The sequence below is a fragment of the uncultured Eudoraea sp. genome (assembly GCF_947258525.1).
GTDB lineage: Bacteria > Bacteroidota > Bacteroidia > Flavobacteriales > Flavobacteriaceae > Eudoraea.
This window is the reverse complement of sequence record NZ_CAMYIP010000070.1, coordinates 1-22,564: the sequence shown is the minus strand read 5'-3', so window position 1 is coordinate 22,564 and position 22,564 is coordinate 1. Positions and strand designations below refer to the sequence as shown.

Genomic DNA, 22,564 nt, shown 5'->3' with positions numbered 1-22,564 from the left:
GAATAATAGATTTGATTCCACTTATCATGAAAGACACTTTATACATACCACGGAAGAAAACGCCAAATATGCCAGATTACGAATCTTTATGTAGTGAGTTTAAATGGACGGATGAATTTAAAAATTTGGATAGACTACCAGGTGGCGGTCTCAACATAGCGTATGAAGCAGTGGACAGGCACGCCAATAGCGATCTTGCCAATACGGCTGCACTAAGATGGATTCGGAAGGATCGATCTTTTGTAGACTTCACTTATGCCGATTTAAAAATTCAGACCTCGCGATTTGCAAATGTTCTGGAAAAGCTGGCTATAAAAAAGAACGATAGCATTTTTTCTCTTGCAGGAAGAATCCCTTCCTTGTACGTTGCCGCATTGGGAACACTAAAAACCGGCGCAGTTTTTTGTCCCCTGTTTTCAGTTTTTGGACCAGAACCTGCTTTTCAGCGCTTAAGCAAAGGGAAGGCAAAAGTTTTAATTACTACAACAAAACTATATCAGAAAAAAATAAAACAATTGATGCCTCGACTTCCGTTGCTTAGGCATATTTTATTGACAGATGCAGAACAACATATAGACAATAAGGTCTTGTCCCTATCCATGTTAATGGATGAAGCTCCTGATGAATACCTAATTAGCAATACACAGCCGGAAGATCCTGCTTTATTGCATTTTACAAGTGGTACCACCGGGATGCCAAAAGGTGCTTTACATGTTCATCAAGCGATCCTTACACATTATGTTACAGGAAAATATGTACTCGACCTCCAGCCCGGTGATATATTCTGGTGTACAGCCGATCCTGGATGGGTAACCGGAACTTCTTATGGGATCATTGCCCCTCTGGTCAATGGGGTTACCAATATTATTGACGAAGAAGAGTTCGATGCAGCGCGCTGGTATTCAATACTTGAAGAACACCATGTCAATGTTTGGTATACTGCTCCAACGGCTATTCGCAGGTTAATGCGCCTCGATTTTAAGCCACTGGAAAAGTATGATCTGTCTAACCTGCGGCTAATACATAGTGTTGGGGAACCATTGCAGGCAGAAGAAGTGATTTGGGGCAAAAAGACTTTTGGAATGCCTATTTGCGATAACTGGTGGCAAACGGAGACCGGAGGCATTATGATTTCTAACTATAGTTCTATGGAAGTACGGCCTGGTTCTATGGGCAAACCATTGCCAGGGATCGAGGCTGCAATTGGAAATATTGTTGAGGACGAAGTACAGCTCTTAACAAAACCTATGCAACAAGGACATCTTTTGCTAAAAATAGGATGGCCGTCAATGTTCAGGGCATATCTTGATGAGGAGGAACGCTATAATAAATGTTTTAAAGGAGAATGGTATGTTACCGGTGATCTGGCAAAGAAAGATGAGGATGGCTATTTCTGGTTTGTAGGCAGGGCCGACGACATTATCAAAACGTCCGGCCATATGGTAGGTCCATTTGAAGTGGAAAGTACATTGATGGAGCACCCCGCAGTGTCAGAAGCAGCTATCATAGGGAAACCATATCCTCTCATAGGGGAACTGGTTAAAGCGTTTGTCGTTTTGAAACCCGGGTATGAAGGGAATGATAAAACGAAACTGGATATCAAAGGGTTTACCCGTAAAAAATTGGGACCGGCGGTAGCTCCTAAAGAAATAACATTTACAGACAGTTTACCCAAAACAAAAAGTGGTAAAATCCTGAGGCGATTATTAAAAGCGAGAGAATTGGGATTACCCGAAGGAGACAAATCAACATTGGAATAACATGGAAAAAGAAGGAATAAAAACAAATGCGACAATCAGCAGGGAACTTGGTCTTAAGCTTCTGCACCAGATGATCCTGATCAGAAGGTTTGAGGAGAAGTCTGCTGAATTGTACACCAAAGAAAAAATTCGTGGTTTTCTGCATCTCTATATTGGAGAAGAGGCAGTAGCCGTTGGTGCCATGCATTCATTAAAAGAAGATGATAACATACTGAGTACCTACCGTGAGCATGGCCATGCACTGGCAAGGGGCCTTGATCCGGGAAGTATCATGGCCGAGATGTATGGCAAACAAGAGGGGTGTAGCATGGGACGCGGAGGCTCCATGCATTTATTTGATGCTTCCAAAAGATTTTATGGAGGAAATGCCATTGTTGGAGGCCATTTACCCATGGCAGTGGGTATGGCACTTGCATCCAAAAAACAAGGCCTGAACAATATTACCTGCTGTTTTTTTGGTGAGGGAGCAATTGCAGAAGGAGAATTCCATGAATCTATGAACCTTGCTGCCTTATGGGAAGTTCCTGTTCTTTTTCTCTGTGAAAACAACCTTTACGGCATGGGAACCGCGCTCCGTTTTTCACATTCTGTTCAGGATTTGGAAAAAAAAGGAGCGGCTTACGGGGTAGAGTCAGCAAAGACCAATGGAATGGATCTGCTGGAAGTGAAGAAGGCAGTTGAGAAGGCTACAGCATATATCAAATCTACCGGAAAACCATATTTTCTGGTATGCAACACCTATCGTTTCAGAGCACACTCCATGTTTGATGCCCAACTGTATCGTGAAAAAAAGGAAGTTGATGAATGGAAAAAACGCGATCCTATTCTAACATTTAGCGATCAATTATTACAAAACGAACTAATCTCCGGGGATGATATTGATACAATTGAGGACAAGGTCAGCAAAGAAGTACAAAAAGCCGTTGATTTTGCTGAAGCGGGAACTTTTGAACCTGTTGAAGATTTGAAAAAATATGTTTATAGCCCATAGTCATGACTGATAAAACAACATTGAAAATTACATATAGGGAGGCCCTAAAACAGGGAATGCACGAAGCCCTGATCAATAATAATAAAGTATTCCTGATGGGAGAAGATGTGGGGCGCTATGGAGGTGCCTTTGCAGTCAGTAAAGGATTCCTTGAGGAATTTGGTGAAGATCGTATCATGGATGTACCTCTGTCAGAATCAGGTTTTGTAGGAGCAGGTATAGGTTCTGCTTTGGCCGGGATGCGGCCCATAGTGGAAGTTATGACGGTAAACTTCAGCCTGCTTGCACTAGACCAGATCATTAACAATGCCGCTACTTTATTACATATGTCGGGAGGTCAGATAAACGTCCCGGTGGTTATCCGAATGAATTCAGGAATAGGCAACCAGCTGGCGGCACAGCATTCTCACAGTTGGGAACCATTCTATGCCCATATTCCGGGATTAAAGATCGTTTCAGCCGGCACACATGAGGATGCAAGGGGAATGCTCTTAACTGCCCTGGAAAGTCCTGATCCCGTGGTTATTTTTGAGTATACTTCCCTGCTCAACATGGAATCGGAAATCCCGTCCGGTTCAGGGGCAGTAGATATTGATAAAGCTAAAGTACGAAGGGAAGGAAAAGATCTTTCGATCATTACATATGGCCCTGGAGTATACAAAGCTTTGGCAGCGGCAGAAATATTGGCTTCATCCGGAATTGATGTAGAAATAATTGATCTTCGTGTCCTCAATCCTATCGATAATGAAACAATTATAAATTCTGTAGCTAAAACCCTTGAACGGCTTTGCGGAATTGAGGTGCCTATTCCATATCCCAAACATTTGGAGGATGCATCGATTCCACAGAAACAGGATATCGTTGACTCGGCTTTAAAAATGATACAGAATGATTGAATTTACAATGCCCAGTCTTGGCGCCGATATGGAGGATGGTACGCTCGTAGAATGGAGGGTAAAATCTGGCGATTTTGTTAAACGAGGTGATATCATAGCCGATGTTGATACCCAAAAAGGTTTGATTGAAATAGAAGTCTTTGATCAAGGCACCATCGATGAGCTTATTGTCAAAGAAGGGGAAAAAGTTCCTGTAGGAACTATAATGGCCATCATCATCCCGGTTGGAGAAAAAGTGTCTGCCAAAAAGAAGTTGATGATTAAAAAAGAACCTATAAAAAAGATGGTAAAAGAGGGTTCAATAAAAGTTGATGATCGATTAAAGATATCCCCCCTGGCAAAAAAAATTGCGAAGGAAAAAGGAATCGATCTGTCAACCATAATAGGAAGCGGTCCGGAAGGTAGTATTATAAAAAAGGATATCGACCTGGCTATTGCTAAGAAAGTGGAATCGCATGTAGAGGTTACTGGAGGCAAAAAAGAAATAGCTGCGAAAGGTCTGCGAACGGCAATTGCTTCTGCCATGAGCAAGTCCAACAAAGAGATTCCTCATTTTTACCTTGAGACAAGGATTGATATGACAAAAGCGCTCAATTGGTTGCGTGAATCAAATAAGGAAAGGGAGCTTAAAGACAGGTTGCTGGCTGTTGCACTGCTGATTAAAGCAACAGCGAAAGCGATAAAAGAAGTGCCATCGGTTAATGCTTTTTGGGAAAATGGTCTGAAGTTGAAAAATGCGATCAATATAGGCTTTGCTGTTTCATTGCGCAAAGGAGGCGTTGTGACTCCGGCAATACGGGAGGATGACAAAAAATCACTGAAGCAGTTAATGGCCCTTTTGAATGATTTGATACCGCGTGCAAGGGCATTGCAATTAAGAAGTTCCGAATTGAGCGAATCAACCATTACAATTTCCAATATTGGGGAAGGCAGCACGGACAAAGTTTTTGGGGTTATATATCCGCCTCAGGTTGCCATTTTAGGATTCGGCAATATTGTGGAAGAAGCATGGGCGGAGGATGGTGAATTAAGCGCCCGCCCCGTTGTTCATGTCACACTCGCCGCAGACCACAGGGCCATTGATGGTTATCTGGGGAGCAGGTTTTTGATGGCCCTTAAGAGGAATCTACAAAAGCCCGAAGCCCTATGAAAGACGAGGAAACAAAAGTAACTATCCTTAAATTGCTGCAAGAAATAGCACCGGACATTGATCCCGAAGAACTCGGAATGGATGACAATATCAGGGAAGTTTTTGGTATCGACTCATTCGATTTTCTGCAACTCATAATTAGTCTCGACAAGGAATTCGGGATCACAACCCCGGAAGAGGATTATGGCAAAATAACTACCCTCAGGTCTCTGATAACATATGTAAAAACTTCAAAATAGACGCTTAACTTAGTTTTTAACAATACCAGATCTAAAATTACTATTAGATTATATTCTTTTTGAGTCTCCCTAGTTTTATCAATCAAATTAAATACCTAAGTTTATTGAAAGAAACGAAGAATATGAGAGCGGCAATTACATTAAAATCTGGCGGTCCGGAAGTCATTGAAATTCAGGAGAAACCTGTCCCGGAAACCAAAAGTGGTTGGGTTTTAATAAAAATAAAGGCTTTTGGGTTAAACAGATCCGAAATGTTTACCCGTCAGGGCCATTCCCCAAATGTTGTATTTCCCAGAATTCAGGGTATAGAATGTGTGGGTACCGTTGAAGAAGACTTATCAGGAACATATACCAAAGGTCAGAAAGTAGCCGCTATCATGGGCGGTATGGGAAGGGAATTTGATGGTGGTTACGCAGAGTATACCCTGGTACCACTGCAAATCGTATTTCCCTTTAAAAGCAATTTACCATGGAGTACCCTTGGTGCTATTCCGGAGATGTTTCAAACTGTTTCGGGGTCTTTAACGCAGGCACTCGAGGTCAATGAGGAAGAAACATTACTTATAAGAGGTGGCACATCGTCCATAGGCATGCTATCCTGCCAGCTGGCAAAACATTTGGGACTCACCGTTATTTCTACCACCAGAAATGAAGCTAAAAAGAAATTTCTTATTGAAAACGGGGCAGATCATGTCCTTATAGATAATGGAACAGTTTCTCCGGAATTAAGAACATTGTTCCCCGAAGGCGTAAACAAGGTCCTGGAATTAATTGGAATAAAAACCCTGAAAGACTCTTTGAAGTGTATTAAACCCAAAGGTATAGTTTGCATGACAGGAATACTTGGCGGTGAATGGACCCTTAAGGAGTTTACCCCCATGGGTGACATCCCTTCTTTGGGAAGATTAACTGTTTACATGGGAGACGCGGCTAATTTAAGAAAAGAATTGTTGCAGGATTTTATTGATGCCGTTGAGAATGGCGAAATAACGCTTAATATTGACAAGGTTTTTAGTCTGGAGGAGATTGTTGAAGCCCATACCTATATGGAAAGTAATCAGGCAAAAGGAAAACTGGTAGTAGAATTATAGGTCTATAGTCCCCCTTATACTTGCTTAAATAAGCTATTGTAAGGCGTTTCTAATTTTCCTACATTATAAAAGCATAAGCTAAAACATGAAAAAAACTACTTCTTCAAAAGCTTCAAGAAAAACAGGATTAGCTCCGGGTACTGTGGTCTACGTTGGAAAAAAGGCCGGCAAAGATCTATTTATAGATGTTTTTGATTACAACAAGGATTATCTGGATGAGAAGAAACTCAAAAATATTGAAGAAGTTTTTTCTTTTGAAAACAAGGACACCATAACATGGATTAATGTCAATGGGCTCAATCATGTAAAGGAGATTGAAAAATTAGGGAAAGATTTTGAGCTGCACCCCCTGATCCTTGAAGACATTGCCAATACCCAGCAAAGACCCAAACTGGAAGAGCATGAGGAATATATCTTCGTGGTTTTAAAAATGCTCTATTTTGATAAAGATCAGAATCTGAAATTCGAAAATATTAGTTTTATTCAGGGTTCCAATTATGTTTTGACTTTTCAGGAAGCAGATGGGGATGTTTTTGATACTGTAAGGGACCGATTGCGAAATAGTAAGGGCCGCGTAAGGAGCAATGGTGCAGACTACTTACTTTATGCGCTTATGGATGCCATAGTGGATAATTATTTTAACCTTATGGAAATAATGGGGGAAAAGATTGAAGAATTAGAGGAAAATTTATTTTCGGAAAAACCAAATAAGGATCTCATCCATGAAATCCACGGTCTCAAACGGGAAATTCTTAAAATACGACGTGCAGTATACCCCCTTCGGGAAGTAGTTAACCACATAGATAAAGTTGATCCCTCACTTATTACCGAAAAAACGCAATTATACCTCAGGGATTTGTATGATCATGTAATTCAGGTATCGGAGAGTATAGATATTCAGAGAGAATTAATCTGGAGTCTTATGGACATGCACATGACTACTATTAGTAACCGCATGAATGAAGTAATGAAAGTACTCACAATTATGGCAACCATCTTTATCCCGCTTACTTTTATAGCGGGTGTCTATGGAATGAATTTCGAAAACATCCCCGAGCTTAAATTTGAATATGGGTATTTTGTGCTGTGGGGTGTTATGGTTGTAGTATTTTTAGCCATGCTCTACTACTTTAAGCGCAAAGAGTGGCTTTAAAATGGAGGTCCTTATAAAAATTTATACAATCAGTAGAGCGCCATGGATTTATCCTTCTTTTTATTTTTCCTTTTTGATTTGTTCCTCTTTACATAGTATTTACCTTCTTTTTTAGAAAACAATTCAATACTAACGCCAACGGTAACTCCTCCTAGGACTGTTGCACCCAAATCGCCATTATCCCATTCACCGCCATTCCCCTTATCAATTGCTTCTTTGGCTAATCCGGCCAAAAAACTTGCTGCAACAGAACCGGTTACCGTCCAAAAACGATTTCTCTTGGTTACTTTAGAGGCAATTAAAGCACCGGTTGCACCAGCAAATGCCCCGGCCGCAAAGTGAAGGGCCTTATCTTGTTCTACTTGTCCTCGCATTGAAAATTGGATAAGAAGCACTAGAACTAAAGTAGACGTGAAAACTGCTCTCATTAGTCTAAAATATGAATATTTTATTGAATACAATTTCCCCTTTGCCAAATACATTTTGTTATATTAAATTAATTGCATTTTAGCTACAATATTATTTCCGGATTCTCCCATTCCTCCCTACTTTTCCTTACTTTTAATCGTCCAATAAAAAATATCTTATGAAGTTCAATTCGTTATATTTCTTAATCCTTTGTTCTATCATATTTTTAGGTTGTAAGAATAAGCTAACCAATAAAGAAACCGTGATGGAAGAAAAAAAGATTTTATATGCCAATACAATAAATCCGGATGATTTTAAAGCCGTTATTGATGGTGATAGTGTTAACTTATATACCCTGACTAATAAAAACGGACTAAAAGCTGATTTCACGAATTACGGACAACGATTAATTGCCTTACATGTGCCGGATAAGGATGGGAAGATGGGGGACGTAGTTCTTGGTTTACCCACACTCGACGCCTACATAAATGGCCCTAAAAACAACTTCGGAGCAGTTATTGGCAGGTATGGAAACCGAATAGCAAAAGGCAAGTTTTCCATAGGGAAAATCAAATATAAATTAGCGAAGAATAACGGGGAAAACCATTTGCACGGTGGCACTATTGGTTTTGACGCAGTCATATGGAAAGCGAGGCAAACGGCAGCCAATCAAATTGAATTTACACGTGTTTCTCCTGATATGGAAGAAGGCTATCCGGGTAACCTGGATGTAAAAGTAACCTACAACCTTTCAGATGAAAATGAATTAACAATCAGCTATGAAGCAACCACTGATAAGACCACTGTTATAAATTTAACCAACCATTCCTATTTTAATCTTAAGGGCGAAGGCGAGGGTGATGTTAATGATCATATTATGATGATTAACGCTTCAGGGTACACTCCTGTTGATGCCGGACTTATCCCTGTTGGGACCATTGAAAGTGTTGACGGCACAGCCTTTGATTTTACCAACCCGAAAACAATTCGCAAAGATCTGGATAGCAATCATGCACAAATGGTTATTGGGGGAGGTTATGATCATAATTTTGTTCTCAATGAATCTCCTAAAAATAGTGAAGGACTTGTCCTGGCTGCGAGGGTTACCGAACCTGTTAGCGGCCGCATAATGGAAGTATATACCTCCGAGCCGGGAGTTCAACTTTACGGGGGTAATTTTTTAAATGGGACCAGCATTGGTAAAAGCGGAAAACCTTACGCGAAAAGAAATGCTTTTTGCCTGGAAACACAACATTTTCCTGATTCACCAAACCAACCAAAATTCCCAAGCACTCTGTTAAAACCGGGTGAGATATACAAATCCACAACCGTTTATAAATTCGATGTGGTAAAATAAGTAATTTTACATATTTCAACTAATTCGTAATAACTATGCAAGTAGAATGGAAGGGCGTGATGCCCGCTGTAACTACCAAATTCACAGAGGTGGATACTCTGGATTTAAAAATGTTTGAGGTTAATATAAATGCCCAGGTTGAGGCAGGTGTTAGCGGAATTATTCTGGGGGGTACCCTGGGGGAGGCCAGTACACTTTCTGACGATGAAAAGAAGATTCTGATTGAGACTACAGTGGGTATTGTAGATGGGAAAATACCCGTTATCATAAACGTAGCCGAACAATCTACCAAAGGGGCTATTAAGGCTGTAAATAACGCAGAGAAATATGGTGCAAGCGGACTTATGATGCTACCCCCCATGCGCTATAAAGCAAATGATTTTGAAACGGTTACTTATTTTAAGGCCATTGCCCAAAGTACAGAACTGCCCATCATGATCTATAACAATCCGGTAGATTATGGAATTGAAGTTACCCTGGATATGTTTGAAGAAATGCTAAACTGCAACAACATACAGGCAGTAAAAGAATCTACTCGCGATATCTCTAATATTACCCGGATGCGAAACAGATTCGGAGATCGGTTAAAAGTTCTTACGGGCGTTGATACCCTTGGACTTGAAAGTATATTAATGGGGGCTGAAGGCTGGGTGGCCGGCCTGGTCTGTGCCTTTCCCCAGGAAACTGTAGCAATTTTTGAACTTGCAAAAGCTGGCAGAATTGCCGAGGCCCTGGAAATATACCGCTGGTTTTTACCGCTATTGGAATTGGATATCAGCCCGCAACTTGTGCAGAATATCAAACTGGCTGAAGTTGCCACAGGTATAGGTACGGAAAACGTCAGGGCTCCAAGGCTGCCTCTTCGCGGAGAGGAACGCCAAAGGGTCTTAAAAATTATTGAAGAAGGGATGAAAACCAGACCCAAATTACCGGATTATCAAGCTTTGAAAAAATCAACTTTTCATACTGCATAACAAACACGACTATGATTACAGGGAAAAATTATATTGGAAATAAATATTCAGCCAAAGGAGGCATCACCTATAAAACTTTTAATCCTAAATTAAATCTGGAAAACGAATGGACCTTTTATGAAGCCACAGAGGAGGAGCTGAATGAAGCAGCAAAACTTGCCTCTGAAGCTTTTGAAAGTTACAGAAATTTTACAGCGGAACGCAAAGCAGTCTTTTTAAGAGTAATTGCCGATGAAATAGAAGCCCTTGGTGATGTGCTTATTGAAACTTATTGTCAGGAAAGCGGCCTACCCGAAGGAAGGGCGAAAGGAGAACGTGGCCGAACGGTAGGTCAGTTAAGAACTTTTGCCAACACCTTGGAAGATGGTTCCTGGCAGGAGGCCAGCATAGATACGGCCCTGCCAGACAGAACCCCTGTACCAAAACCTGATATAAGAAAGATGCTTTTCCCTATAGGACCAGTCGCGGTATTTGGCTCCAGTAATTTTCCACTAGCCTATTCAACCGCCGGTGGCGATACCGCCAGTGCTCTAGCAGCAGGTTGTCCGGTTATTGTAAAGAGTCATCCAATGCATGCCGGAACCGGCGAACTAGTGGCCTCAGCCATTCAAAAAGCGGCAAAAAAGACCGATATGCCCAATGGGGTCTTTTCCAACTTAAACAGCAGTGGAATTGAAGTAGGCAAGCAACTTGTTAAACACCCGGCGATAAAAGCGGTCGGATTTACCGGAAGTATAAGAGGTGGAACAGCCCTGCAAAAATTAGCTGGCGAACGTCCTGAACCCATTCCGGTTTTCGCGGAAATGGGCAGTATTAATCCTGTAGTGATTTTTCCATCTGCCCTGGATGAAAAAGGCAATTATTGGGCAGAACAATATGCGGGGTCAATAATGCTTGGGGCAGGACAATTTTGCACCAATCCCGGACTTATTTTAGGCCTTAAAAGTGAAGCCTTAGACACTTTTATCAGTTCCCTTGGGAAAGAAATTGCGAAACTGGAACCCAGTTGTATGTTGCATCCCAATATTTACGGTAATTATGAAAAAGGCAAGCAAATAGCTTCTGAACAGTCGGGTACCAGTCCTATAGCAAATTTTGAAACAGAATCTCAGCCCTATTTCGCCCAACAGCTTGTGCTTACAACCGAAGGAAAAAATTTTCTTGAGAATCCTAAACTACACCAGGAAGTATTTGGCCCCTTTTCTATTGTTGTTCAGTGTGAGGACGCTCTTGAACTTACAACCATACTAACTCATTTGGAAGGACGAAGTAGGTGAACATGGAAATATTGTGGCTGCCCTCGGTAGTAGGGTTGGCCGGATTATTTTTAATGGCGTTCCTACCGGAGTAGAAGTTTGTCCCTCTATGGTGCATGGCGGACCATTTCCTGCCTCAACAGATAGCAGGTTTACCGCGGTAGGCCCTTATGCCATAAAACGTTGGGTTAGACCGGTTGCCTTTCAAAACTGGCCTCAGGATTTTCTCCCGGATGCTCTTAAAGATGGGAATCCCCTGCAAATTTTACGACTGGTGAATGGGGTTTATACAGATGCAGCGATTTAACCGTTTACAGGCCAATGGCAATAACAACCTTTAAGTGTATAGATGCTCATACCTGCGGTAATCCCGTAAGGGTTGTTGCCCAGGGTGGCCCGGATCTGAAAGGCCGGAACATGAGTGAAAAGCGTCAGCATTTTTTAGAATCGTATGACTGGATTCGCAAAGGCCTTATGTTTGAACCTCGCGGACATGACATGATGAGTGGTAGTATTTTTTACCCTCCTGCAGAACCTGTTAACGACCTTGGTATTTTATTTATAGAAACCAGTGGCTGTTTACCTATGTGCGGTCATGGTACTATTGGTTCTATTACTATAGGAATTGAAGAAGGGCTCATACACCCCAAAATCCCCGGAAAGATAAGGCTTGAAACTCCTGCAGGTTTGGTAGAAGTTGTATATCAGAAAACAGATAAAAAAGTAGATTGGGTAAAATTCAACAATGTAAAATCCTTTCTCGCAGCCAGCGAATTAAGTGTCGAAAGCACTTATTTAGGCACCATAGTTTTTGATGTTTCGTATGGCGGGAATTTTTATGCCATTGTAGACCCTCAGAAAAACTTTAATGGGTTACAGGATTATACCGCCACGGAACTCATTCAGTATAGTCGGGAAATTAGGGAAGCTATCAATATAAAATATGCTGGTCAATTTGTACATCCGGAAAATGAAACCATCAGAGATGTGAGCCACATTCTGTGGACCGGCAAAACTTTAGCATCAAATGCGAGCGCCCGGAATGCTGTTTTTTATGGGGATAAGGCTATTGATCGTTCGCCCTGCGGAACAGGGACCTCCGCCAGGATGGCCCAATGGCATGCAAAAGGCCTCCTGAGACCAGGCGAAGACTTTATCCACGAGAGTTTTATTGGGTCCCAATTTACAGGACGTATTGAAGAAGTTACTACTTTAGATAACCAACCGGCTATTATCCCAAGCATTCAAGGATGGGCCAGGATTTATGGATACAATAAAATAATCATTGATGATGATGACCCCTTTGCAGAGGGCTTTCAGGTAATTTAATATGAGTAAGCGTATAGTTATCATTGGTGGCGGAATTGCAGGATTGAGTTCTGCCTATTATCTTAATAAGGAAGGGCATCAGGTAACGGTCATAGATAAGTCTGATATTACTGCCGGGGCTTCTTTTGTAAACGCAGGCTACATAACTCCTAGCCATATTATTCCACTGGCTTCTCCGGGAATGATTGCTAAAGGCATTAAATGGATGTTTAATTCGGCAAGTCCGTTTTATTTGAAACCACGTTGGGATCCTGATTTTTTCAAATGGTCCTGGTATTTTCACAAGTCTTCAACTAAAGCGAAAGTGGCAAGGGCCATTCCAATAATCAAAGATATTAATATCTTAAGCCGTGGTTTGTTCGAAGACATATATGCTTCAGGTGATTTAGGCGAATTTCAACTAGAAAATAAAGGCCTGCTCATGCTGTATAAAACAGATAAAGCAGGAGAAGATGAATTAGAAGTAGCCCGGAAAGCGCGGTTTCTTGGACTGGAAGTAAAATCGCTGGATAATGCAGCATTGAAGAAGTTGGAACCCAATGTAAAATTAGACGTAAAAGGGGCCATTCATTATGAATGTGACCGCCATACTACCCCAACCGAATTTATGCCTAAAATGCTCAATCATCTCATAAATGCAGGAGTGATCATAAAAACCAACGAAGAGGTCAGGGAAATTTTAACTTCCCAAGGTAAAATCACTGAATTAAGCACATCCAAATCATCTTACCATGCAGATGAAGTTGTGCTGGCAGCAGGTTCCTGGAGTGGCAGAATATCAAAACAATTGGCTGTTAACCTACCCCTTCAAGGAGGAAAAGGATATTCAATTAATGTAAAAAAGCCTACCGGTATTAGTATTCCCGCTGTACTTATGGAAGCTAAAGCAGCGGTAACCCCTATGCAGGGTTTTACCCGTTTTGCAGGCACTATGGAATTTTCAGGAATAAATGATACTATCAGGAAAGAACGGGTAGAGGCCATTGCAAATGCCGCAAAAAGTTACTACCCGGAAATTGAAATAAGCAAAGAAGACAAGTCAAATGCTAAAAGCGGACTTCGGCCGGTAAGTCCGGACGGCTTACCGTATATTGGCAGGAGTAAATCTTATAGCAACCTGGTTTTTGCCACCGGGCACGCCATGATGGGCTGGAGTCTTGGCCCGGCAACAGGTAAACTTGTTTCGGAAATTATTGACGGCAAAAACACAGCCATGGATATTAAACCATTTAACCCGGACAGAAAATTTTAAAAAAGAAAGTATAAGACCATAATAAATAGAAATGGGTAACCAGGATTTGGATAAAGTGATTGTAAATTCTCCCGGGAGAATCAATATTATTGGGGAGCATACAGACTACAACCTGGGATATGTGTTACCTACTTCAATAGACAAGAGAATTCGGCTCACAATTGAGAGAAACAATACAGATACCCAATGTGAAATAAGAAGTGAGGGGTATAAAAAAGCACTTCTTGTTGATCTCAAGCACATCGCACCAAGCAACACCCAATGGGAAAATTACATTCTGGGGGTGTTGTATGAAATTTATAAAAGAAATAAAGAACTAAAAGGCTTTCAATGTACTATAGAAAGTGATCTGCCGGTTGGCTCAGGGGTCAGTTCTTCGGCGGCCCTTGAATGTGGCCTGGCCTTTGGGTTGAATGAACTTTTTGATCTGGGATTGTCTAAACATGAAATTGTAACACTTTCCCGGGATGCGGAACACAATTATGTAGGCACCAAATGTGGAATAATGGACCAGTTTGCTTCAGTAATGGGCAAAAAAGATCATGTGATCTTACTGGACTGTAAAAGTATGGATTACACATATGTTCCTTTTTCTATTGCTCCGTACAAATTGGTATTATTAAACAGCAATGTCTCTCATAGTCTGGCCAGTAGTGAATATAACACACGGAGAAATGAATGCGAAGAAGGCGTTTCCATTCTGCAAAAAAAATATCCAAACATTTCATCGCTCAGGGATGCAAGTTTAGAGATGATAGATGCAGGTAAAATTGATATGAGTCCCAAGGTATTTGATAGATGTACTTATGTAGTACAAGAGAACATAAGGGTATTGAATGCGGTGGAGGCTTTAGAAAAAGGTGATTTAAAAAAGCTTGGAACATTAATGTATGAAACTCACGAAGGCCTGCGAAATTTGTATGAGGTAAGTTGTCCTGAACTTGACTTCTTGGTAGATTTTTCAAAGAACGAGGATGAGGTTTTAGGTTCCAGGTTAATGGGGGGAGGCTTTGGAGGTTGTACTATCAATTTGGTCCATGAAGATGCCGCAGATTCATTTATTCAATCGGTATCTGAAGCCTATGAAAAGGAATTCAATATTAAGCTGTCTCATTTTGAAGGACATCCAAGTACCGGTACAACTCTCCTTTAACCTCGGGCTAAAATAGTGACTCTTTTTTTTGTACTTTAAAAGTGTAATAAAAACACAACTATGAAAGTACCTAAACACAACCGTCGGGAATTTGTAAAAAAAAGTGGCTTGGGCCTTATGGGATTAACCCTTCTACCCTCTCTGGTAGGTAAAGTAGCAGCAAGTGACCGACTTCGTGTAGCCCATATTGGGGTCGGTGGAATGGGAAACAACCATATGCAATGGTTCACCGGGTTGGATGAAGTAGAGGTGGTTGCCCTTTGCGATGTAGATGAATTACACTTAGCCCAAACTTTAAAAACTTTGGAAGGCATGCAACCGGGTTCCAAAGCGAGTGGATACAGTGATTTTCGTAGGATTTTAGATCGAAAAGATATTGACGCTATCACCTGCGCTACGCCGGATCATTGGCACAGTCAAATAGCGACCCTCGCTTTTCAGGCGGGCAAAGATGTTTATGGCGAAAAACCCCTTTCATATGATGTGAAAGAAGGGCAGATGATGCTCAAAGCCCAAAAGAAATACAACCGTATTTTTCAATTGGGCACGCAGATACATGCGACTGATAATTACCACCGGGTGGTAGAACTCATCCAGGCCGGGGCTATAGGTAAAGTTAATACGGTTAGGTTGTGGAAAACCGGAGGACCTGCGGAATTGAAAGAGACTAAAGTCAAACCAATTCCTAAAACTCTGGATTGGGATATGTGGCTGGGACCTGCTCCATATGTGGATTATGTTCCTGCTAAATGCCATTTCACCTATCGCTATTTTATGGATTATTCAGGTGGGGTGTTTGCGGATTTCTGGTGCCATATAGCTGATGTAGTTTACTGGGCCATACAGCCAAAAGGCCTGAAACATATTTCAGCAAGAGGAGAAGAAGCGGATGGAATAGCCAATACCCCTAAATGGATAGATGTGGACTACGAATTTGAAGACTTGAAACTGTTCTGGACTTCAACACCTCCGGATGTTCCCGGTGCAGCCGGAAGAGGGATAGGAGCCTATTTTGAAGGCGAGAAAGGTACGCTGATTTGTGATTATGAAACGCGAGAGATTACGATCAACGGGGAGACAGTTACCGATATTCCTGAAATTCCAAAAACCCTAATGCGTTCTCCCGGCCACCAGCAGAATTTTGTAGATGCCGTGAAATCACGTAATCCTTCAGAATCTAATCTGGCTTATGCCAGGGAGATGACACTTCCCATGCATTTAGGATTGATCTCATGGCAGCTGAATAGAAAACTTGAATGGAATTCTGAAAAAGAAAAATTTATCGGAGACAAAGAAGCAAATGCATTGCTTTACAGAAAACCCAGAAAAAAATGGGATTTAGCTTGATTAAAATACTTGATCAATTAACAAGAAATATGCGACCTTAATGATCTATCAATCAAATTGAAAATGAAAATTATGGAAACTAAGAAACTTCCGGAATTACCTTTTGATAAATGGACAGACACTCGTTTAACCATTCACTTAATACTACAAATAATAGGTAAGACACGATTGAAATCAACCACCAGAAAAAACCATTGGTGGTATATTACCCTTTATGTAACCCCCAGGGGTTTTGGCACGCATGGTATTCCCATAAATGAAGGTCTGGACAGCTTTGAAATAGAGCTTGATATTAAGAGAAAAGCCGTTATCATCTCACGAAGTTCCGGTGAAGATATTGTATTATCCCTTAATGATAATCCTAGTATTGCAGAATTTTATACGCGCTTTATGGCCGAAATAAATGGTCTTGGTGTATTTCCTAAATTCATTGAAAAACCCTTTGATGTAGATATCGATAAACGCTTTGATGAGATAACTGAATACCATCATTACCATTGGAAGTATATCAATACCTTTTGGAAACTGATGCTATGGAATAACAGTGTTTTTCAGGAATTTAGCGGCCGTTTTTATGGCAAATCCTGTCCCGTGCATATTTACTGGCACCATCTCGATTTAGTGGTTACCCGATTCTCCGGGAAGAAGCTACCTCCTATGGATAAATCTGCAAGGGTTTTAGAAAAAGAAACCTATTCCCATGAGCAAATTAGTTTTGGATTTTGGGTGGGCGATACCAATATGCCGGAACCAATGTATTACTCCTACACCTACCCTTCCCCTGATGGTATAGATGAGGAAACACTTCAACCAAAAGAAACATTCTGGCAGGACAGCAATGGCAGCCCCATGGCTTTATTGCGATATGAGGATGTTAAGAATTCAACGACCCCTCGAAAAACTGTGCTCAATTTTTTGGAAAGCACCTATAAGGCAGGTGCCAAGAGGGCGAAATGGAATATAGACGAGCTTACTGTACCAGATTTGGATCAACTTTAAACAGAAGCTTATATGAAGCTAATAATCTTATTATTACTTATTATTAGCCTATCTGCCTATTTGATTAAGAAATTCAATATACTCATAAATCACTATGAAACGAAGACAATTTTTAAAGAATACGGCAGCCTGTAGCACTTTACTATCCTTACCTTTTCCTTCTGCCAGCAGGCTGTTTGCAGCGAATCTTTCTTCGGATTTAACCGATCTAAGCGCTTCTGACCTCTCGCTTGCAATACGGACAAAGCAGGCAAGTTGTGTGGAGGTGATGCAGGCCTATCTGGATCGCATCCATCGATATAATCCTGTTTATAATGCCATCGTGAGTATGGTAAGTGATGATGAGTTAATAAGTCGGGCCAGAAAGGCAGACCAGGCACTGGCCAGAAATGAATATTGGGGATGGATGCACGGCATGCCGCATGCAGTAAAGGATTTGGCCCCGGTGGCAGGTTTACCTTATACAAGTGGATCTCCCATGTTTGCTGATCGCATAGCTGAAGAAGATAGTGCTTTAGTAGCCAAAATTAGAAGTCAGGGAGCCATCTTTATTGGTAAGACAAATACTCCGGAATTTGGTTTAGGTTCTCAATGCTACAATCCTGTATTTGGTACTACAGGAAGTGCTTGCAATCCGGCGCTCACCTCTGGAGGTAGTAGTGGTGGTGCTGCGTGTGGGCTGGGCACTCACATGCTTCCGGTAGCCGATGGTGGCGATATGATGGGTTCCTTAAGAAATCCCGGTGCCTTTAATAATGTGATAGGTTTCAGGCCAAGTACAACTGTTGTAATGGATGAGGGAGATGCCAATAATCGACTTCTTTGGACTTCAGGGCCAATGGGTCGCAATACCCGTGATACCATCAGATTATTACAGACAATGGCCCTCAACCCTGTTTTTGATAATTTGAAACCCCTAAGTCTTGAAAAAATCAAAATTGGCTGGCTGGATTCTCTGGATAATTATTTGGCGATGGAACCCGGAATAATAGAATTATGCGAAGCCAGTCTTGCAGAAGTAGCCAGTGCAGGAGCTCAGGTTGAATCCATACAGCCCAATTTTACCATGTCAGATCTATGGGAGAGCTGGACCACGCTGCGCCATTACGGACGAATGAATATGCTGGAATATTACGAGGATCCTACTACCCGTGAATTACTTAAACCAGAGTTGATCTGGGAAATTGAACAAGGCCTGAGTTTTGATGAGAAAGATGCAGAGAATGCCAATATAATTCGCACTAATTGGTATACGGAATTAGACAGAATGTTTGGTGAATTTGATTTCCTGGTTTTGCCAACGGCCCAGGTATTCCCGTTTCCTAAAGAGATCCATTGGCCCAAAGAAATAAACGGAAGAAAGATGGATACCTATCATCGTTGGATGGAAGTGGTTATTTTAGGTAGTTTAGGTGGTATCCCCGTTGTTAATGTCCCGGTCGGATTCGATGCGCAAGGCAGGCCAATGGGTATGCAAGTCATGGGCAAATTTGGAGATGATAAAAAGGTATTGGAGTTTGCATTAGCCTATGAGCAGATCACCGGGCACTTAGATAAAAGACCCGATTTAATTGCAATTGATGATTAGAATTTTCAAATAATCAGTCCAATATACCTGACCCTCTTGATTAAGGATTCATTATCTTCGGCGAAGAAATCAGCTTAAGAAAATACAAACCGCAAATTCTTAAATAAAATATTACGATATGAATTCAAATTTAGCTGTGCTAATAGATGGTGATAATATTCCGTCAGCATATGTTACTGAGATGATGGAAGAGATAGCCAAATATGGCAACCCTACAATAAAAAGGATTTATGGCGACTGGACCAAACCTCGGTTGACCAAATGGAAAAATCTACTTCTGGAAAATGCAATTACTCCTATACAGCAATATGGCTATACCACCGGTAAGAATGCAACAGATTCAGCGATGATTATTGACGCAATGGATATATTGTATTCCGGTAAAGTTCATGGCTTCTGCCTGGTTTCCAGTGATAGTGATTTTACCCGCTTGGCAACCCGACTAAGAGAAGCAGGGATGCAAGTGATAGGAATCGGAGAAAAAAAGACGCCAAATCCGTTTATTGTCGCCTGTGACAAATTTATATATATTGAAATTTTGAAAAACCAATCTAAGGAGGCAGAATCTGAAAGTCAAAAAATAGCAACCAAAGATAGTGTAGACAAAATTACTTCTAAGGAAATTAAATTAATTGCCACAACTATTAACGATACTTCAGACGATGATGGATGGGCTTTTCTGGGGGATGTTGGTAGTTTGTTGCAAAAGAAACAACCGAATTTTGATCCCAGAAATTACGGTTTTCAGAAATTGACGCCTTTAATTAAATCTCTTGGAAAATTTGAGATTGAGCAAAGAGAAAGCTCAAAAAGCAGACATAAATTAATATATGTGAAAAATAAAAAAAGAGGCTAAAGATTCTGGATCAGGTTACTCCTATAATCCACCAAAAACATGAAAAATAAAATTTTACATCTTTTTTTAGAATGGTCGCAGATAATTTTTAACCCCTCTCTTAATAATCCGGGCCAATTGCATCTAACCTCTTTATTTTTTAAGTGTTTTATGGTTAGCGGACTATTACTTTCGGTTTCCTGCCGGGATAAAGAACCGCAAACTGATCTTGCTGCTGCCAATAGTACTATTTTAGATTACCCCATTCAACCGGTACCTTTTACTTCAGTTCAAATTGAGGATCAATTCTGGACTCCCCGTATAGAAACCAATCGGAAAGTAACGTTACCTTATAATTTTAAAAAATGTGAGGAAACAGGTAGGATTCGAAATTTTGCCATTGCCGGCGGATTGGAAGAGGGGGAATTTGAAGGCATATACTTTAATGACTCAGATGTCTTTAAAGTAATTGAGGGGGCCAGTTACTCACTGCAAGTACATGATGATCCCGAACTCAAATCCTATCTGGACGATTTGATTGCCAAGATCGCGGCAGCTCAGGAAGAAGATGGATATCTATATACGAACCGCACCATAGACCCTGAAAAGGCCGCTGACGGTGGAGGAACTAAAAGATGGACCAATCTCCAAACCTACCACGAATTGTATAATGTGGGACATTTGTATGAAGCAGCAGTTGCACATTACCAGGCAACCGGGGAGAGAACCTTATTGGATGTTGCCCTTAAAAATGCAGACCTGGTGGAAAAAGTATTTGGGCACGGCAAAAACATGGGGGTCCCGGGTCATCAGGAAATAGAACTTGGGTTAGTGAAACTATACCGCATTACGGGAGAAAAAAAATATCTGGACCTTGCCAAATTTTTTATAGATCAGCGGGGCAATGCAGAAGGCCACAATACCACAGAGGGGAAATATGCCGGGAAGTATCAGCAAGACCACGTGCCGCTCGCAGAACAAGAAGAGGCTGTCGGACATGCCGTAAGGGCCGGGTATTTCTATGCGGCGGCTACAGATGTAGCTGCGCTGACCGGAGAGAGCGCTTATGATGAAGCACTCGATAAAATTTGGAATAATATCGTACACCAAAAGATTTATCTCACCGGGGGAATTGGCGCAGAACCCAGGCATGAAGGCTTTGGACCCAATTATGAACTCCCCAATGCAACGGCTTATACCGAAACCTGTGCCGCAATTGCACTAATGCTTTGGAATCAACGCATGTTTCTTAAAAGCGGAGAGGTGAAATATATAGACGTTTTTGAGCGAACACTCTATAATGGTTTTCTTTCCGGGGTTTCTTTTGAAGGCAATACGTTCTTTTATCCAAATCCGCTTGAGGCCGATGGATTCACCAAATTTAACCAGGGTGTTTGCGGAAGGTCCCCGTGGTTCGATTGCTCTTGCTGCCCGGTAAATGTTGTACGCATTTTACCTTCGCTTCCGGGCTATATCTATGCAACTAAAGAGAACGAAATATTCGTAAACCTTTATATGGGTAATAAGGCCGAGATTGCCCTGGGAGACGAATACCTGCAGCTCAGTCAGACTACAAACTACCCCTGGGATGGGCAGGTTGAAATTGAAGTATTAAATACTCCAACTACAGCTGCAGTAATTAACTTAAGAGTTCCCGGATGGGTACGGAATGAAGTCATGGATGGCGATCTTTATAGCTATACAGATGAACATAAACCAAAAGTATCCCTAAAAGTAAATGGCAAAAGTGTGAATCATGAAATAGTAGATGGCTACATAACTCTTGAAGAAAATAACTGGCAAAGGAATGATAGGATAACCATTACGTTTGAAATGCCTGTTCGGAAAGTGGTAAGCAATGAACTTGTAACGGCTAACAGAGGCAAAATGGCCTTAGAACGCGGACCCCTTGTTTTTTGCGCTGAAGAAGTAGACAATCCCAAAGGAATACTGAATTCGCAGGTACCGGCTGATGAAGTATTTGACTATTCTTATGAACAGGACTTACTTGGTGGCGTGGGCAAAATAACAAGTACAACGCTTACCGCTATCCCTTATTATGCCTGGGCACATAGGGGAAATGGGGAAATGGCGGTTTGGTTAAATAAGATTCCTATTCAATGAAGAATACAGTTTCTCCATTGTTGGTGATTTTGGTACTCCTTATCCTTTTTCAAAGTTGTGAATCCCCCAAGGAAGAACCTAAAAAACAACTTCCTCCAAATATTATTCTGATCCTTGCAGATGATATGGGATATTCAGATATTGGCTGTTTCGGAGGGGAAATTAATACCCCTGTACTGGACCAACTGGCAATGAATGGATTAAGGTTTACTCAATTTTACAATGGGGCTCGTTGTTGTCCCAGCCGTGCCTCTTTGCTTACCGGATTATATCCCCAACAGGCAGGAATAGGCCATATGGTATATGACAGGGGAACGCCTGCATTCAGAGGAGATTTGAGTAGCAATGCGGTAACCATTGCCGAAGCTTTAAAAAGAGGGGGTTATTCTACCTATTTGTCCGGAAAATGGCATATTACCCCTTACGTCATAGATAAGCCGGATAAAAGTAACTGGCCAAGGCAAAGAGGTTTTGATAAGTTTTATGGAATGATCTCCGGAGCAGGCAGCCATTATGATCCTCGTTCTTTGGCAGAAGACAATGACTATGTGCCCCCATCAGAAGATTTTTATAGCACCACAGCTTTCACAGATTATGCCGTTAAATGTATAAAAGAACACAATAGGGTTTCTCCCTTTTTTCTCTATTTATCATATCCCGCG

19 protein-coding genes and 1 pseudogene are annotated in these 22,564 nt (G+C 41.3%); 19 read left to right on the top strand and 1 reads right to left on the bottom strand.

All coding sequences use genetic code 11. The annotated features are described in order from the left end of the window. Window positions 1-26 precede the first annotated feature (26 nt). The 7 genes from acsA (at window position 27) to corA (ending at window position 7,280) form a co-directional block, all read left to right on the top strand. Window positions 27-1,760: an acetate--CoA ligase gene (acsA, locus tag Q0X89_RS05535; RefSeq protein ID WP_297691954.1), complete on the top strand. Its 1,734-nt coding sequence runs from the start codon at window positions 27-29 to the stop codon at window positions 1,758-1,760. A gap of 1 nt (window position 1,761) precedes the next feature. Beyond that, window positions 1,762-2,751 (top strand): pyruvate dehydrogenase (acetyl-transferring) E1 component subunit alpha, encoded by a 990-nt coding sequence (pdhA, locus tag Q0X89_RS05530; protein WP_297691952.1) that lies wholly within the window; start codon window positions 1,762-1,764, stop codon window positions 2,749-2,751. A 2-nt stretch (window positions 2,752-2,753) separates the two neighbouring features. Next, window positions 2,754-3,647, top strand: a complete 894-nt coding sequence (locus tag Q0X89_RS05525) for a transketolase C-terminal domain-containing protein (RefSeq protein WP_297691950.1) — start codon at window positions 2,754-2,756, stop codon at window positions 3,645-3,647. After that, the gene (locus Q0X89_RS05520) at window positions 3,640-4,797 is read left to right on the top strand and encodes a dihydrolipoamide acetyltransferase family protein (RefSeq protein ID WP_297691948.1); all 1,158 of its coding nucleotides are present in this window, start codon (window positions 3,640-3,642) and stop codon (window positions 4,795-4,797) included. The genes Q0X89_RS05525 and Q0X89_RS05520 overlap by 8 nt, the downstream gene beginning before the upstream one ends. Next, window positions 4,794-5,036, top strand: coding sequence for an acyl carrier protein (locus Q0X89_RS05515; protein ID WP_297691946.1), 243 nt, complete (start codon window positions 4,794-4,796; stop codon window positions 5,034-5,036). Before Q0X89_RS05520 ends, Q0X89_RS05515 begins: the two co-directional genes overlap by 4 nt. A 122-nt stretch (window positions 5,037-5,158) precedes the next feature. Continuing rightward, window positions 5,159-6,127: a zinc-binding alcohol dehydrogenase family protein gene (locus tag Q0X89_RS05510; RefSeq protein WP_297691944.1), complete on the top strand. Its 969-nt coding sequence runs from the start codon at window positions 5,159-5,161 to the stop codon at window positions 6,125-6,127. 85 nt (window positions 6,128-6,212) lie between these two features. After that, window positions 6,213-7,280: a magnesium/cobalt transporter CorA gene (gene corA, locus Q0X89_RS05505; RefSeq protein WP_297691942.1), complete on the top strand. Its 1,068-nt coding sequence runs from the start codon at window positions 6,213-6,215 to the stop codon at window positions 7,278-7,280. A 29-nt stretch (window positions 7,281-7,309) separates the two neighbouring features. Here the strand turns inward: corA and Q0X89_RS05500 are convergent, their stop codons facing one another. Further along, window positions 7,310-7,654 carry a hypothetical protein gene (locus Q0X89_RS05500; RefSeq protein WP_297691940.1) on the bottom strand — a complete coding sequence of 115 codons (345 nt, stop codon included), beginning with the start codon at window positions 7,652-7,654 and terminating at the stop codon, window positions 7,310-7,312. Window positions 7,655-7,953: 299 nt separating this feature from the next. Here Q0X89_RS05500 and Q0X89_RS05495 point away from each other — a divergent pair, with 299 nt between their 5' ends. The 12 genes and pseudogenes from Q0X89_RS05495 to Q0X89_RS05440 all read left to right on the top strand — a co-directional run. Beyond that, a complete protein-coding gene (locus tag Q0X89_RS05495; protein WP_297691938.1) occupies window positions 7,954-9,045 on the top strand; it encodes an aldose epimerase family protein in 1,092 nt (363 codons plus the stop codon). Window positions 9,046-9,080: 35 nt separating this feature from the next. Beyond that, window positions 9,081-10,019: a dihydrodipicolinate synthase family protein gene (locus Q0X89_RS05490; RefSeq protein WP_297691936.1), complete on the top strand. Its 939-nt coding sequence runs from the start codon at window positions 9,081-9,083 to the stop codon at window positions 10,017-10,019. An 11-nt stretch (window positions 10,020-10,030) separates the two neighbouring features. Continuing rightward, window positions 10,031-11,582 (top strand): annotated as a pseudogene (locus Q0X89_RS05485) (aldehyde dehydrogenase (NADP(+))). 14 nt (window positions 11,583-11,596) lie between these two features. Then, a complete protein-coding gene (locus Q0X89_RS05480) occupies window positions 11,597-12,604 on the top strand; it encodes a 4-hydroxyproline epimerase (RefSeq protein WP_297691934.1) in 1,008 nt (335 codons plus the stop codon). Between the two features lies 1 nt (window position 12,605). Further along, window positions 12,606-13,856 carry an FAD-binding oxidoreductase gene (locus tag Q0X89_RS05475; protein WP_297691932.1) on the top strand — a complete coding sequence of 417 codons (1,251 nt, stop codon included), beginning with the start codon at window positions 12,606-12,608 and terminating at the stop codon, window positions 13,854-13,856. A 31-nt stretch (window positions 13,857-13,887) separates the two neighbouring features. Continuing rightward, the gene (gene galK / locus Q0X89_RS05470; RefSeq protein ID WP_297691930.1) at window positions 13,888-15,009 is read left to right on the top strand and encodes a galactokinase; all 1,122 of its coding nucleotides are present in this window, start codon (window positions 13,888-13,890) and stop codon (window positions 15,007-15,009) included. Window positions 15,010-15,069: 60 nt separating this feature from the next. Further along, window positions 15,070-16,356, top strand: coding sequence for a Gfo/Idh/MocA family oxidoreductase (locus Q0X89_RS05465; protein WP_297691928.1), 1,287 nt, complete (start codon window positions 15,070-15,072; stop codon window positions 16,354-16,356). Window positions 16,357-16,428: 72 nt separating this feature from the next. Next, window positions 16,429-17,355, top strand: coding sequence for a DUF5996 family protein (locus Q0X89_RS05460; RefSeq protein ID WP_297691926.1), 927 nt, complete (start codon window positions 16,429-16,431; stop codon window positions 17,353-17,355). 94 nt (window positions 17,356-17,449) lie between these two features. Then, complete coding sequence (locus Q0X89_RS05455) at window positions 17,450-18,943, top strand: amidase (RefSeq protein ID WP_297691924.1); 1,494 nt, start codon at window positions 17,450-17,452, stop codon at window positions 18,941-18,943. Window positions 18,944-19,061: 118 nt separating this feature from the next. After that, window positions 19,062-19,799, top strand: coding sequence for an NYN domain-containing protein (locus Q0X89_RS05450; protein WP_297691922.1), 738 nt, complete (start codon window positions 19,062-19,064; stop codon window positions 19,797-19,799). A 39-nt stretch (window positions 19,800-19,838) separates the two neighbouring features. Next, window positions 19,839-21,902, top strand: coding sequence for a glycoside hydrolase family 127 protein (locus tag Q0X89_RS05445; protein ID WP_297691920.1), 2,064 nt, complete (start codon window positions 19,839-19,841; stop codon window positions 21,900-21,902). Then, the coding region (locus Q0X89_RS05440; RefSeq protein ID WP_297691918.1) for a sulfatase-like hydrolase/transferase at window positions 21,899-22,564 on the top strand (666 nt) is incomplete at its 3' end. The genes Q0X89_RS05445 and Q0X89_RS05440, both read left to right, overlap by 4 nt.

What these genes read in the sequence shown, in the direction of transcription:
- Q0X89_RS05495 (WP_297691938.1), top strand. Translation starts at nt 7,954, where the DNA reads ATGGAAGAAAAAAAGATTTTATATGCCAATACAATAAATCCGGATGAT.
- Q0X89_RS05500 (WP_297691940.1), bottom strand. Translation starts at nt 7,654, where the DNA reads ATGCGAGGACAAGTAGAACAAGATAAGGCCCTTCACTTTGCGGCCGGG.
- acsA (WP_297691954.1), top strand. Translation starts at nt 27, where the DNA reads ATGAAAGACACTTTATACATACCACGGAAGAAAACGCCAAATATGCCA.
- Q0X89_RS05490 (WP_297691936.1), top strand. Translation starts at nt 9,081, where the DNA reads ATGCAAGTAGAATGGAAGGGCGTGATGCCCGCTGTAACTACCAAATTC.
- Q0X89_RS05465 (WP_297691928.1), top strand. Translation starts at nt 15,070, where the DNA reads ATGAAAGTACCTAAACACAACCGTCGGGAATTTGTAAAAAAAAGTGGC.
- Q0X89_RS05520 (WP_297691948.1), top strand. Translation starts at nt 3,640, where the DNA reads ATGATTGAATTTACAATGCCCAGTCTTGGCGCCGATATGGAGGATGGT.
- Q0X89_RS05510 (WP_297691944.1), top strand. Translation starts at nt 5,159, where the DNA reads ATGAGAGCGGCAATTACATTAAAATCTGGCGGTCCGGAAGTCATTGAA.
- Q0X89_RS05475 (WP_297691932.1), top strand. Translation starts at nt 12,606, where the DNA reads ATGAGTAAGCGTATAGTTATCATTGGTGGCGGAATTGCAGGATTGAGT.
- Q0X89_RS05515 (WP_297691946.1), top strand. Translation starts at nt 4,794, where the DNA reads ATGAAAGACGAGGAAACAAAAGTAACTATCCTTAAATTGCTGCAAGAA.
- Q0X89_RS05450 (WP_297691922.1), top strand. Translation starts at nt 19,062, where the DNA reads ATGAATTCAAATTTAGCTGTGCTAATAGATGGTGATAATATTCCGTCA.
- Q0X89_RS05525 (WP_297691950.1), top strand. Translation starts at nt 2,754, where the DNA reads ATGACTGATAAAACAACATTGAAAATTACATATAGGGAGGCCCTAAAA.
- corA (WP_297691942.1), top strand. Translation starts at nt 6,213, where the DNA reads ATGAAAAAAACTACTTCTTCAAAAGCTTCAAGAAAAACAGGATTAGCT.
- galK (WP_297691930.1), top strand. Translation starts at nt 13,888, where the DNA reads ATGGGTAACCAGGATTTGGATAAAGTGATTGTAAATTCTCCCGGGAGA.
- pdhA (WP_297691952.1), top strand. Translation starts at nt 1,762, where the DNA reads ATGGAAAAAGAAGGAATAAAAACAAATGCGACAATCAGCAGGGAACTT.
- Q0X89_RS05480 (WP_297691934.1), top strand. Translation starts at nt 11,597, where the DNA reads ATGGCAATAACAACCTTTAAGTGTATAGATGCTCATACCTGCGGTAAT.
- Q0X89_RS05460 (WP_297691926.1), top strand. Translation starts at nt 16,429, where the DNA reads ATGGAAACTAAGAAACTTCCGGAATTACCTTTTGATAAATGGACAGAC.
- Q0X89_RS05445 (WP_297691920.1), top strand. Translation starts at nt 19,839, where the DNA reads ATGAAAAATAAAATTTTACATCTTTTTTTAGAATGGTCGCAGATAATT.
- Q0X89_RS05455 (WP_297691924.1), top strand. Translation starts at nt 17,450, where the DNA reads ATGAAACGAAGACAATTTTTAAAGAATACGGCAGCCTGTAGCACTTTA.